This window comes from Mycobacterium sp. UM_Kg1 (assembly GCF_000972925.1).
Lineage (GTDB): Bacteria > Actinomycetota > Actinomycetes > Mycobacteriales > Mycobacteriaceae > Mycobacterium > Mycobacterium hiberniae.
Genome location: NZ_JRMK01000112.1, coordinates 1 through 13,301, shown reverse-complemented (window position 1 = coordinate 13,301; position 13,301 = coordinate 1). Strand labels below are relative to the sequence as shown.

Annotated in this window: 13 protein-coding genes; 11 read left to right on the top strand and 2 right to left on the bottom strand. The window is 67.5% G+C overall.

The window, feature by feature from the left end; genetic code table 11:
• The coding region (locus LI92_RS16040; RefSeq protein WP_046320510.1) for an aromatic ring-hydroxylating oxygenase subunit alpha at nucleotides 1-747 on the bottom strand (747 nt) is incomplete at its 3' end.
• Nucleotides 748-760: 13 nt separating this feature from the next.
• On the bottom strand, nucleotides 761-1,546 hold the full coding sequence (locus LI92_RS16035; protein WP_046320505.1) for an SDR family NAD(P)-dependent oxidoreductase: 786 nt from the start codon (nucleotides 1,544-1,546) through the stop codon (nucleotides 761-763).
• Nucleotides 1,547-1,669: 123 nt separating this feature from the next.
• Between LI92_RS16035 and LI92_RS16030 the strand changes: the two genes are divergently transcribed.
• The 11 genes from LI92_RS16030 to LI92_RS15980 form a co-directional block, all read left to right on the top strand.
• On the top strand, nucleotides 1,670-2,950 hold the full coding sequence (locus LI92_RS16030; protein WP_152665507.1) for a cytochrome P450: 1,281 nt from the start codon (nucleotides 1,670-1,672) through the stop codon (nucleotides 2,948-2,950).
• Nucleotides 2,951-2,966: 16 nt separating this feature from the next.
• Nucleotides 2,967-3,824 carry an ABC transporter permease gene (locus tag LI92_RS16025; protein WP_046320504.1) on the top strand — a complete coding sequence of 286 codons (858 nt, stop codon included), beginning with the start codon at nucleotides 2,967-2,969 and terminating at the stop codon, nucleotides 3,822-3,824.
• A 2-nt stretch (nucleotides 3,825-3,826) separates the two neighbouring features.
• Nucleotides 3,827-4,684, top strand: a complete 858-nt coding sequence (locus tag LI92_RS16020; protein WP_046320502.1) for an MlaE family ABC transporter permease — start codon at nucleotides 3,827-3,829, stop codon at nucleotides 4,682-4,684.
• A complete protein-coding gene (locus tag LI92_RS16015) occupies nucleotides 4,685-5,938 on the top strand; it encodes an MlaD family protein (protein WP_052740816.1) in 1,254 nt (417 codons plus the stop codon).
• Nucleotides 5,935-6,975: an MlaD family protein gene (locus tag LI92_RS16010; RefSeq protein ID WP_046320500.1), complete on the top strand. Its 1,041-nt coding sequence runs from the start codon at nucleotides 5,935-5,937 to the stop codon at nucleotides 6,973-6,975. The genes LI92_RS16015 and LI92_RS16010 overlap by 4 nt, the downstream gene beginning before the upstream one ends.
• A 5-nt stretch (nucleotides 6,976-6,980) precedes the next feature.
• On the top strand, nucleotides 6,981-8,024 hold the full coding sequence (locus LI92_RS16005; protein WP_046320506.1) for an MCE family protein: 1,044 nt from the start codon (nucleotides 6,981-6,983) through the stop codon (nucleotides 8,022-8,024).
• Nucleotides 8,021-9,127 carry an MCE family protein gene (locus tag LI92_RS16000; RefSeq protein ID WP_046320499.1) on the top strand — a complete coding sequence of 369 codons (1,107 nt, stop codon included), beginning with the start codon at nucleotides 8,021-8,023 and terminating at the stop codon, nucleotides 9,125-9,127. The genes LI92_RS16005 and LI92_RS16000 overlap by 4 nt, the downstream gene beginning before the upstream one ends.
• Nucleotides 9,124-10,242: an MlaD family protein gene (locus LI92_RS15995; RefSeq protein WP_046320497.1), complete on the top strand. Its 1,119-nt coding sequence runs from the start codon at nucleotides 9,124-9,126 to the stop codon at nucleotides 10,240-10,242. Before LI92_RS16000 ends, LI92_RS15995 begins: the two co-directional genes overlap by 4 nt.
• Complete coding sequence (locus tag LI92_RS15990; protein WP_052740815.1) at nucleotides 10,239-11,522, top strand: MlaD family protein; 1,284 nt, start codon at nucleotides 10,239-10,241, stop codon at nucleotides 11,520-11,522. The genes LI92_RS15995 and LI92_RS15990 overlap by 4 nt, the downstream gene beginning before the upstream one ends.
• A gap of 79 nt (nucleotides 11,523-11,601) precedes the next feature.
• On the top strand, nucleotides 11,602-12,276 hold the full coding sequence (locus LI92_RS24390; protein WP_046320495.1) for a hypothetical protein: 675 nt from the start codon (nucleotides 11,602-11,604) through the stop codon (nucleotides 12,274-12,276).
• Nucleotides 12,277-12,284: 8 nt separating this feature from the next.
• Nucleotides 12,285-13,301 (top strand): carotenoid oxygenase family protein (locus LI92_RS15980; RefSeq protein ID WP_046320494.1); only part of this gene is annotated, 1,017 nt, incomplete at its 3' end.

Below are 13,301 nucleotides of genomic sequence, written 5' to 3'. Positions count from 1 at the left end.
GTTGCAGTCGCCGAGGTACTCCAGCAGCTGCGGATGCGTGGCGATCACATGGTAGGACTCGATGAAGGCCTCCATCGCGACCTTCCAGTTGCAGTCGAGCACCTTGACCACGTGCACCGCCTTGAAGCGGTCCTGCAACTTGAACGGCTCCAGATGCCGGTCCGCCTCGCCGATGAAGTGCTCCAGCGGTACCGCTCCGGGGTCGGGATTGACGAACACGAATCCGGCCCACGTCGCGGTCAGCGCCTCCGGCAGGCCGAATTTCGCGTCGTCGATATGCGGGAAGTCCCAGCGACAGGGAACATCGGTCAATGCTCCCTCCAGGCTCCAGGTGAATCCGTGGAACGGACAACGCAATTGGTTGGCGTGCCCGGAGTCATCGCAAAGCCGGCGGCCGCGGTGCAGGCAGGCGTTGTGGTAGGCCTTGATCTCCCCGCCCGGGGTGCGGACCACGATGAGCGACATGTCGGCGACGTCGTAGACGACGTAGTCCCCCGGCTCGGGAATGTCCTCTTCCCGGCAGGCCATCTGCCACACCCGTTTCCAGAGCTTGTCCACTTCCAGCCGGTGGAAGTCGGCGCTGATGTAGCGCGCCTTGTCGATGTCCTCGGAGCCGAGGAATTCAAACGACTCCTCCAGCAGCGGCTTGGGCACCTCTCGGGTGTCGGTTGCCAGCAGCTCCTGCACCGTCGGTCCCGGTGAACGCGCCTCCCCCGGACCGCCGGAACCCTGCACACGCTCGCTCATCGTGCCTCCAAACCTACGACTGGCCGGCCGTGGCCAGCTGGGTGACGTACTGCTCGACCACGGTGCCGATGAAAGCCGAGCCGTTGACCGCCCAGCCCCCGTCGACGTAGAGCGCCTGGCCGGTGATGTAGCCGGCAGCCGGTGAAGCCAGGAAGGCGACCGCGGCGGCGATGTCTTCGGGGGTCCCGAGCCTCCCCAGCGGCATCGCCGCGCCGATGGCGTCCTGCAGTCCGGGATCGCCGAACTCTCCGGCGGTTCCCTCGGTGAGCACCAGGCCCGGACCGATCGCGTTGGCCCGGATCTTGCGAGGCGCGTACTCCACCGCCATCTGCCTGGTCAACGCGACCACCGCCGCCTTGGACGCCGGGTAGATCCCCCGGCCGGCGGCACCCACGTGGGCCAGCACCGAGGCGAGGTTGACGATCGCGCCACCGTCGGCGCCGAATTTGGGCACCAACGCCCGGGTGACCAGCCAGGTGCCGCGCACGTTGGTGCCCAGCACATCGTCGATCTCGGCGGTGGTGCTGTCGTCCAGCGTCGCCGAACGCCAGATGCCGGCGTTGTTGACCAGGATGTCCACCGCGTCGACCGCCTCGGCCAATGCCGCCACCGACCGTTCGTCGGAGACATCGCAGACCACGGCCCTACCGCCGACCTCGGCAGCCGCTCGTTGCGCCGCATCGCCGTCGACGTCGACGAGGACCACCTCGGCTCCCGCCGCAGCCAGATGGCGTGAAATCGCACGTCCGATGCCATTTCCCGCACCGGTCACCACTGCTTTCGGAGCTGCGCCAGCCACCCGTCCTCCACTTCCCGCGCGCCGTGATCGCGTCCCGGCGACAACCTTGCGTATGACGCAGCTCACTATTATATTGGTGCACCAATTAGTCAAGTGCGTGATGCAAATTCCCTGGAGGCCGCGTTGAGCGACACCACTTCCGAGCCGACGACGGCAGCTCGATGCCCGGTCAGCGACTTCGACCCCCTGGCGCCTGCGACGCTGCAGTGCCCCTACCCGTGGTACGAGTCGCTGCGCGCCGAGGCACCGGTGCACTTCGTGGCCAGCCGGGGCATGTGGTTCGTGACCTCACGCGAATTGGTGGCCGAAGCGCTGACCAACCACGAGGTGTTCTCGTCGAAATTCGGCCTGCCGCAGATGCCCGCACCGGAGTCGATAGCCGCTCAGGTCGCCGAGATCGAAGCTCAGGGCTGGCCGCCGGTCCCGACCCTGCTCACCGCCGACCCGCCCGAACACCACTACTACCGCCGCATGGTGGCCAAGGCGTTCACGCCGCGCCTGATCGCCCAGCAGGAACCGGCCATCCGCCAGATCGCCACCGAGATCGCCGACCAGCTGCCCGCCGGCGAGCCGGTCGACTTCATCCCCGCGTTCGCCGCCCCCCTGCCGCTGCGGATCATCGCCCACATCCTCAACGTGCCCGATGACCGGATCGGTGACTTCAAGCGCTGGTCGGATCAGTTCGCCGCCACCGTCGGCGCCGAAATCGACGACGACGGCCGGCTGGAGCAGGCGCGCAGCCTGCTGGAATACCAGCGCTATTTCGCCGGCGAACTCGACGACCGGCGGGCAAACCCCCGCGGCGACCTGATCACCGGCCTGGTGAACGCCTCCAACATCGACGACGGTGACGAACCGCTGAGCACCGGCGCGTGCCTGAGCATCATCCAGCAGCTGCTGATCGCCGGAAACGAGACCACCACCAAGTTGCTCACCAGCACCCTGCACACGGTGGCGCAGCAGCCCAAGTGGTGGGATTGGCTGCGGGAGAACCCCACCGAGCGCGTCGAAGCGTTCACCGAGGAAGCCCTGCGGTACATGACGCCGGTGCAGAGCATGTTCCGGATCACCACCGCCGAGACCACCCTGGGCGGCTACACCATTCCGGCGGGCCAACTGGTGGTGCTGGCCTTCGCATCGGCCAACCGCGACGAGGAGCGATTCGACCGGGCCGACGAGTTCAACCCCGAGCGCGACAACGCCCGGGCTCACCTGGCGCTGGGCCAGGGGATCCACGCCTGCCTGGGAGCTCCGCTGGTCCGGCTCGAGGCGAGCATCGCCTTCGTCGAACTGGCCCGGCGCTTCAAGACCGTCAGGTTCGCCGAGGACAACGACTTCACCTATGAGCCGAGCTTCATGTTGCGCGGCCTCAAGCGGCTCTGTCTGGTCTTCGACCGGGCCTGAACGGCGGCCGACGACGGTGCAGGCTCTAGAACTCGACGACACGCCCAATCCGGCGACCCGGGTGATCGGGCGCTGGTCGCAGGACTACCTGCGCCGGCACCCGATCACAGCGCTGCGTACGGTGGGCGGCCAATGCGTGCTGGCGGTGCGTGCCGCCCAGTATCTGGTCATCGACATCGCCCGGGGCCGCTTCCCGTTCACCGAATTCGTTGAGCAGGCCACCTTCATGGCCCGCACCGCGATCGTGCCGACGATGTTCGTCGCCGTACCGCTGAGCGTCACCCTGGCGATTCAATTCAGCCTGCTCGCAGGACAACTCGGCGCGACATCGCTGGCCGGGGCCGCCAACGGCCTGGCCGTCATCCGGCAGGGCGCGCCGCTGGTTGCGGCGGTTCTGATGGCCGCCGCGGTGGGATCGGCCACCGGGGCCGATCTGGGGTCCCGCGCCATCCGCGAGGAGACCGACGCCATGGAGGTCATGGGCGTCTCGGTGATCCGGCGTCTGGTGGTGCCCCGGCTGGTGGCCAGCGTGGTGGTCGCCGTCGCCCTCACCGGCTTCACCTGCTTCATCGGCTTTCTGGCCGGCTACGCGTTCACCGTGACGCTGCAGGGCGGCACCCCGGGCAGCTACACCTCGACGTTCTCGTCGTTCGCGACCGTCGACGACCTGATCCTGACGCTGCTCAAGGCCGTCGTGTTCGGCGTCATCGTCGCGATCATCTCCAGTTACAAGGGACTGGACACCCGCGGCGGTCCGGCGGGAGTGGCGAACTCGGTGAACGCGGCCGTGGTGCAGTCGATCCTGCTGCTGCTGCTGACCAATGTCCTGATGAGCCAGATGTATCTGGTGCTGTTCCCGAAGACCAGTTTCTGATCATGGCGGCCACCACATTCCTGCCCCCCGGTGCGCGCCCCGTGCTCGCCGCCGCGAACGTGCCGGTCGACCAAGCGGCCCGGATCGGGCACATGGTGGTGTTCTTCTTCCGGACGCTGGCCGGTATTCCGCTGGTGCTGCGGCGCTACCCGCGGGAGTTCTTCCGGCTGCTCTCGGATGTGACCTGGGGTAACGGGTCCATCGTCGTCGGCGGCGGCACCGCCGGGGTGGTGCTGCTCAACGGCGCCGCCGGCGGCGCGGTGGTGGCGATCGAGGGCTACAACGCCCTCAACCTGCTCGGCCTCGGACCGGCCACCGGGTTGATCACCGCACTGGCGACCGTGCGCGAGATCGCGCCGATGATGGCCGCACTGAGTTTCGCCATCCAGGCCGGCTGTCGCTTCACCGCACAACTGGGCGCCATGCGCATCTCCGAGGAGATCGACGCGCTGGAGTCGCTGGCCATTCGCCCCATCCCCTATCTGGTGACCACCCGGGTGCTCGCGTCGGCGCTGGCCGTCGTGCCGCTGTTCGTGGTCTGTCTGTGCCTGAACTTCCTTGTCTGCCAGCTGGTGATCTTCCTGGTCAGCGGCCAGGCCTCGGGGACCTATCTGCACTACTTCGGGCTGATGCTGGCCGCGCGCGACATGGTGTTCGCGGTGATCAAGGTCGCCATATTCGTCGCCATCATGTCCACCCTGCAGTGTTACTACGGCTTCTACGCCGCCGGCGGGCCGCGTGGCGTCGGCATTGCCGCGGGGCGGGCCATGCGCGCGAGCATCACCATCATGGTCTGTGTCAACATGCTTCTGACCATGGCGTTTTGGGGCATCGACGCCGGCGGACGGCTGGGCGGATAGATGCCGAACCGATTCGACTTCGACGGCCGGGGCCCCTCCACCCCGGCCCTGGTGGGCAGCGGAGTGGCCTTCGTCCTGATCTGCGCGCTGACCGGCTGGCTGCTGCTGGAGAAGTCAGCGGGCAAGCTGGACCCGCGGGTGCAGATCACCGCGGTGCTGTCCAGCGTCGGCGACGGCCTGCCCCCCAAATCCGATGTGAAGTTCCGCGGCGTGCTGGTCGGCGCGGTCCGCACCGTGATACCGGCCACGGACCAGGAACCGAACGTGGTGCATATCGACCTCAAACCCGATCGCGCACGCGGTATTCCGAACACCGTGACCGCACGCATCGTGCCCAGCAACGCCTTTGCGGTGTCCACGGTCCAGCTCGTCGACAACGGGCCGGCGGCAGAGGTCAAAAACGGCGACGTCGTCACCGAGGACCGCACCCTGCCGACCCAGTTGTTCCAGAACACCCTGGCCAAACTGCGTGCTCTGGTCACCGCCGTCACCCGTCCCGGCAACGAACACACCCTCGGTCTGATGCGGGTGCTGGCGGACGCCACCGCCGGCCAGGGACCGGCGCTGAGCTCGGCCGCCCAGGGGCTCAACCGGATCGTCGCCGAGATGAACGACCTCAGCGTCGATGACAGTGCGCCGTCGACGCTGAAGACCTGGGAGTCGGCCATAGCCGCGCTGCGCGGCACCGCACCCGAGTTGGTCGACGCGCTGCACCATGCCGTGGTGCCCATGCGCACCGTCGCCGAAAAGCAGGCGGCACTGCAGAACCTGCTCACCGGAGCGCAGGGCACCGTCGGCACCATGCGCACCGCCATGGACAACCACACCGACGAATTGGTGGCCATCGGCACCCAGATGACTCCGGTGGTCGGTGTGCTGGCCGACAGTTCGGCGAAGTTCCCCGCGATCGCACTGGGCGTCAACAACCTGGTCGACACGTTCTTCGACGAGCTGTGGACCCGCACCGGCACCAAACTCAGCTTCAGCTTCAAGCTGGGGGTGGCGCTGGCCCCGCTGCGCCTGTACACCCGCAGCGACTGTCCGGTCTACGGCGAGCTGCGCGGCCCCAGCTGCGAGACCGCACCCGAGACGACGCCCGTCGTGGACACCCACGGGATTCCCGACCCCCGCTCCTACGTTCCGCCACCTGGCATCACCCTGCCCGAACCCGCCAACGCCGCCGAGCAGGTCCTGGTGGGGCCGGCCGGAATCGCCTCGCCGGAAACCACTTTCACCCCGGGCGGCACGCCATGACCGCCCACCGCCGCCAGCTGATCTTGCTGACCCTGTTTCTGGTTATGTGCATCTCGCTCACCGGGACCATCCTGGTCACCCTGCGCCGCGACGTCGCCGGCCCGACCAACACCTACACCGCGCTGTTCAGTGACGTCACGGGGCTACGGCCCGGATCGGATGTCCGCATGGCCGGGGTCCGGGTCGGCCGGGTGGACGCGGTGGACCTCGACGGCGACCACGCCAGAGTGCGATTCCGCATCCAGCGCAACCAGCCCGTCTACGGCGACACCATGGCCTCGGTCGTCTACCAGAACATCATCGGACAGCGTTACATCGGTTTGACCCTGGCGGATTTCGGTCACCCGGAGAAGCTTCCCGACGGCGCCACCATCCCGATGGAGCGCACCGAGCCGTCGTTCGACGTCACCCACCTGCTCAACGGTTTCGAACCGCTGTTCACCCTGTTGGATCCCGACAACCGGGGAAACCTGTCCAATGCCCTGATCAAAGCGCTCCAAGGCGACTCGAGTTCGCTCGCGGTACTGGTCAGCGAAACTTCCCGCCTGGCGAAATCCCTGGCCGGCCCCGACGACCTGCTGGGCCAGCTGATCACCAGCCTCACCGCGGTCACCCAGAACCTGGCCGATCAGGGCACAGCCCTGCAGACCACGCTGTCGCAGGTCCGCGCCGTCGTGGCCGGCCTCAATGTCCACCGCGACGAATTGATCACCGCGATGGGTTCCATCTCCACGGTGGTCGGTCGGCTCTCCGGGATTCTCACCGCGGTGCGACCCGATCTGGAGGACACCCTCAACCGTGAGCCAGGGCTGCTGGCGACCATGATCGCGCGAGAAGACCAATGGGCCACCATGGGCGCGAATCTCCCCGCGGTCTTCAAGGGCCTGGCCCGAATCACCGGCGACAGTACCGCCATGAGCGCCCAGGCCTGCGACTTCAACTTCACCTTTTTCAACTTCCTCAAACCGATCGTGCCCAGCATCATCAACGCCGCAACCCCGGGCGGGTGGCGCAAGTACTCGGCACAGTGCAGGTGATGACCATGGCAGCCCCGCGCGCACGCAAACCGGTCCTCGAGGACCGCAACCAGGCCTGGCTGGGCACCATCGCGGTGCTGACCCTGACGGCGGTGATCGCCGCGACCACGCTGCTGAGCACACTGAACCTCGGCAAGACAACGTATTACGCGGAGTTTCTCCAGGCGGCCAGCATCCGGCCGGGCGACGAGGTGAGCATCGCCGGCGTCCCGGTCGGCACCGTCGAGGGCACCGCGCTGGCCGGCGCTCACGTGCTGGTGTCGATGAAGATTCGCCGCGGCGTGGTGCTGGGTTCGCAGACCCGGGCTGCCATCAAGCTGACCACCGTGCTGGGCGCTCGCTACGTCGAGCTCAAGCCCGCCGGTGACGGTGAACTCGAAGGCCGGCGAATCACTCTGGCGCACACCGATGTCCCCTACGATCTGCAGCGACTGTTGCAGGACTCGACCAACACCTTCGAGGATGTGGACGCGCAGCGATTCGCCCAGTCCATGCAGGCGGTCTCGACCCAGCTGCGCGACCTGCCCGCGATCCTGCCCGACGCCCTGACCAACGTGCAGAACCTGTCGCGGGTCATCGCCGACCGCCGCGACCAGATCGCCGGGTTGCTGCGCAGCACCGCCGAGATCGCCGAGATCCTCGGCGGCCAGCAGGCCGATCTCGCCGCCCTGGTCGATCAGGGCCATCAGCTGTTCGGCCAGGTCACGGCGCGCCGCGACGCGGTGCTGCGGCTGATGAACGCCGCCACCACACTGGTCGCCACCGCCCGCGACATCACCGTCGGGGACCACGCCCAGCTCGACCGGCTGCTCAGTGACATCCGACAGGCCACCGCGATGCTGGGCGATCACGACGACCTGCTGCGCAACCTGTTCCAGGTGATGCCGGTGGCCATGCGCAACGTGGCCAACGCCACCGGGTCCGGCCCGTTTCTGGACTTCGCGCTGCCCGGCGGTCTGCTGGTGGATTCCTGGATGTGCGCGATCAGCGGCCGGGCCGAACAGTTCCGCTTCCCGGAGCGCTACCAGTACTTCAAGGACTGCGAATGACCAAACGGGCCCTCGCCGTCGCCATCATCGTGCTGGCCGCAGCCGCAGTCCTCGGTGCCGGATACACCCTGCGTTCCGCGGTGAGCTCCGGGCAGCGCACCATCACCGCCCGGTTCGACAACGTGATCGGCCTCTACACCGGCAATACCGTGGCGGTGCTCGGCATGCCGGTGGGCCGCGTCGCCTCGATCACGCCGCAGAGCAGCTACGTCGAAGTCGTCCTCGAGGTGGACCCCAAGGTTGCCCTGCCCGCCGACGTCCAGGCGGTGACGGTGGGCACCTCGATCCTCACCGACCGCCACGTCGAACTCACCCCGCCCTACGCCGGCGGACCCGTCCTGCCCGAGGGCGCCGTACTGGGCCTGGACCGCACCAAGACTCCGATCGAGTTCGACCGGGTGCTCAAGATGGTCGACAAGCTCGGTACCGCGCTCGGCGGCGACGGCCACGGCGGCGGGCCGATGGCCGACATCCTCACCGCCACATCGAAGATCACCACCACCAGCGGTCAGCAGATCAAGGATGCACTCGGCCAGCTCTCGACGGCGCTGCGGAGCGGCGACGACGAGGGGCAGGCGACCCGCCAGAACATCACCACCATCGTCACGAACCTGAGCCGGCTGACCGACGCCGCAGCGCGAAACCAGGACCTGGTGCGCGCGTTCGGCGCCGACATCCGCCAGCTCAGCTCCATCGCAGCCCAGCAGGGCGTCGGCAACGGAGACACCGGCCGCTCGCTCAACCAGGTGCTCGGCCAGCTCAACACCCTGCTGTCCGACAACGGCGAGAACCTGATGGCAACCCTGCGCAGCAGCAGCGCCCTGACCACAGCCCTGGCGGACTACCGCCGCGAACTGGCGGAGGTCTTCGACGTGACTCCGCTGGCGATGGACAACGTGGTCAATGCGATGGACACCGACAACGGCATGCTGCGGGTGGCTGCGCACTTCGATTCGGTGTTCTTCGACAGCTCGATGACCAAAGAGGTCTGCAACATCCTGGGTCTGCGGCAATTGGGTTGCCGCACCGGCACTATCCGCGATCTCGGACCCGATTTCGGAGTCACATCCGTCCTCGAGGCGATGACGAGGTTGGGGCAATGAACCGGCGGATCCTGGCGGCACTGCCGCTGGCCGCGACCATGGTGCTCACCGGCTGTTCGATCGGGGTGGAGCAGCTGCCCTTGCCCGCACCCGGCATCAGCGGCGACAGCTATCACCTGAACGCGGTGTTCTCCAACGCGCTGAACCTGCCGGACCGGGCCAAGATCCGGCTCGGCGGTGCCGATGTCGGCGAGGTGGTGTCGATGGCGGCCAGGGATTACACCGCCGTGGTCGATATGCGCATCCTCGCCGACGTCCGGTTGCCGGTGGGAACCACCGCCGAACTGCGGTCGGCCACGCCGCTGGGCGACATCTTCGTCGCACTCACGCAGCCGCCGACGGCTGCAGGTGCGGCGCTGCTGCACGATGGCGACACCATCCCGATCGCCGCGACCCAGGCCGCCGCCACCGTCGAGGAGGTTTTGGCCTCGGCCTCGATGGTGGTCAACGGCGGCGTGATCGGCAACCTGACCAGGGTTCTCAACGGCGTGGGCGACGCGGTCGGTCATGACGGTGACGGCCTGGCCGCCATGATCGGTGAGTCGCGTGCGCTGGTGACCACCATGTCGGAGCGCACCGACGATCTTCGCGGGGTGATGCAGCAGACCACAGCGCTGGCCGACATACTCCACAGCCGACGGCAGTCGCTCAACGACGTGCTGGGTTCGTCGGCGCCGGCGTTGGCCGTACTCGCCGGCCAGACCTCCACCATCGTCGATCTGGTGGACCAGATGGGCGCGATCACCGACCAGCTGCAACGATTCCCGTCCATTGCCGGCGTCGACACCCGCAGCCTGATCCACGATGTCGACGAGCTTTCCCGCGCGTTCAACGAGACGGCGCTGGACCCCCGGGTGAGTCTGGACAACCTGGTGCGGATCCTGCCCCCGGTGCTCAAGCTGTTCAGTGCCAACGCGTCACACTCCGACGTCGACATGCAACTGTTGGCGCTCGGGCACATCGCGGACAAGAACCATCTGGGCGATCCGGAGTTCCACGGCCCCAAGTGGGCCGACTGGGACAACCTGGTCGGCTCGTTGCGGTACGTCATCACTCAGTTGGGCGATCGGGTATGGGGCACCGACCGGGGCCGGATCTGGGGGCCGCCGCAATGAAGCCCGTCGAACTGATCGCCGCGCTGGTTTTGCGGGCGGTGCGCGCCGGTGTGGCGCGCCGGCTGCTCATCTCGGGCATCGCACAAGTCGGCCTGGTGGTCGTCGGCGTCGCCTACCTGCTCTTCGGCGCCTTGCGCGACAACCCGTTCGCCGATCAGATGACGGTGACGGTGGACCTCGACGAGTCCGGCGGCCTGCTGGCCAACCAGGACGTCACCCTGCGGGGAGTACCGATCGGGCGGGTGGCCTCGGTGGACTTCACCGATGACGGCGTACGCGCCGTCGCCCGTATCGACGCACACGCCCGGATCCCGCGCGAGGGCATGGTGGCCCGGGTGTCCGGGCTGTCGCCGGCCGGCGAGCAGTACCTCAATCTCGAACCGGCCGAGTCCACCGGCCCGTTGCTCACCGACGGCACCGTGATCGCCCGCTCCGACACCAGTACCCCGATTCCGATCTGGCGGCTGCTGAACAATGTCGACGGACTGCTGGCGCAGACCGATCCGGTTCAGCTCAACGCGGTCCTCGGTGAGCTCGGGGTCAGCGAGCAGGGACCGCAGAAGCTGCGCGACCTGCTCAGCGGCGGCCAACTGCTGATCTCCACGCTGGACGGAGTGCTGCCGCAAACCATGACACTGCTGCGCAGCAGCCGTCCGGCCTTCCGGATCTTCGATGAGGGTTCGGACGGAATTCGTGCTATCGCAGCCAATCTCGGCAGCACTTTGGCCGGCGTCAGCGCCAAGGATGCCGGCATGCGGCGTCTGCTCGACGACACCCCCAATACGCTCGCCACGATCGACCGGGTGATCGACGACAACTCCGAGACCATGGTGCAGTTGCTGGGCAACCTGACCACCGTCGCGCAACTGTCCTACGTCCGCGTTCCCGCACTGCAACAGTTGTTCCGCGACGACCGCCCGCCCCTGCTCGACGGCGTCGCCGGCCTGATGCACGGCGGCGGCATCTGGGCGATCGCCGACATCTACCCCCGCTACATCTGCGACTACCCGCACCCCCGCGATGTGCCGTTCATCCCGAATTACCCCGAGCCCTACCTGCACACCTACTGCCTCAACGACGACCCCGGACTGCTGATCCGCGGAGCCCGCAACGCGCCCCGTCCACCCGGTGACGACACCGCCGGCCCGCCGCCGGGATGGGATCACCTGCGCCGCACCGACCCCACCCCCATCGGCCCGCACACCATTCCGCTGCCCTACGGCGGTCCGGTCATGCCTCCGGAATCCGAACCACACCGCCAGGGCATTCCCTGGAACTGACAAGGAGACGACAGATGCCCGCAACGGCCCCGCCGGCCGAAGCCGACGCTCAGTGCAAACCCGAGAAAGTGGAGCTGCCGTGAGCACCAGAATCAGCGAGCTGCGTGACGACCTGATCATGCGCTCCATGCTGGCGCGGGTGGGCGACATCCCGGAGACGGTGCTGCTGCCCCTGGTGCGCGAGCTCGCCGACGACCGCGCGGCGGTGGACGCCGAGTGGGAATCGGTGATCGCCAGGCGGGTGGCCCCGGGGGCCCGGCTTCCTGCCCGCGAATCCTGGCGACGCCGCTACGGACAGTTCGTCCGTGAGCTGGAATGGGCCATCTCCGGTTTGGTGAAGAAACTGGCACGAGACGATGTCGAGCGGCTGGTTTCCGACACCGTGGCGGCCAGACTGCGCAGTTGGCTGCGGTTCCTGCTGCCGGCGTTCGGCACGGTCACTCTGGTTCCGCGCGCACTGTATCCCCCTGTCATGGACGCCGGCGTCTCGGTGGCGACGTTCCTGGTCGGGCCGATCAGGCGGACCGGTGTCGAGCCCGACGGCACCCTGGTGTATGAAATCCCCGAGTGCGCCATGCACACCGCCACCGAGGCGGGCGTGGCGCAGGAGCATTCATGCCTCATGGCGTGCAAAGCAGCCTGCGAGAAGTTGTTCGACAAAGACTCGGCGATGCCCCTGGAGTTCGACCCGCATCTGCCCGGACTGTCCTGCACGCTGCGGGTGCATCCCGCCGCGAGCCACTCCAACAGATAGGACCGCTTGTGACCAACCCCGACACTGCCGGTGCCGACTTCGCCGCCTACACCCCGCTCTATGACGAATACGACTACACCATAGATGATTTCGACGGCCAGATCCCTGAGGGCCTGCGCGGCACCCTGTACCGCAACGGTTCTGGCAAGCTCGACGCCGGCGGGCAGGCGCTGGGTCACCTGTTCGACGGCGACGGCATGCTGTCGATGTTCTCCATTGCCGATTCGGTGCATTACCGCAACAGGTATGTGCGAACCAAGCACTACCGCAAATCGCTGACCTCGCGAGGAGCGCCCTACCGCGCGCTGGGAACCATGCGCCCCGGCGGCGTGCTCACCAACGCCCTGCGGTTCCCGGCCAACGTGGCCAACACCGGCGTGGTGATGCACGCCGGCAAGCTGCTGGCGCTGTGGGAGGGCGGCCCGCCCACCGAGATCGACCCCGACACCCTCGACACCGTCGGCATTCACGACTTCGGCGGCGCGCTGAAGTGGCTCGGCGCCTTCTCCGCGCATCCCAAGTGGGATCCCGACACCAAGGAGATGTTCAACTTCGGCCTGGCCATGGTGCCGTTCCCGAAGCTGATCTGCTACCGCGTGGACCGAGCGGGCAAGCTGCACCGCCTGGGCCAGCTCGATCTGCCACTGGCGATGTTCAACCACGACGTCGGCCTGACCAGCAAGCACATGGTCTTCGTGATTCCACCGCTGGTCTTCCCGGCGTCGAAGATGATGGGCGCCGCATTCGGGCTGCGTAACTTCATCGACGCCATCGAATACGACGCGTCACGAGGCACCCTGATCGGTCTGGTGCCGCGCGACGGCGGCAAGCCGCGGGTGCTCTACACCGATCCGCTGCTGCACCTGCACCTGGCCAACTCCTACGAGGACGGCACCGACACCGTGGTGGAGCTGGTGAACTACGACTCGACGTGGGAGCAGCTCAACGGGCAGCTCTCCAGCTTGAGCACCGACCGGGCCAGCGACATCGGCTCTTACGGCGGAACCCTGATGCGGCTGCGGATC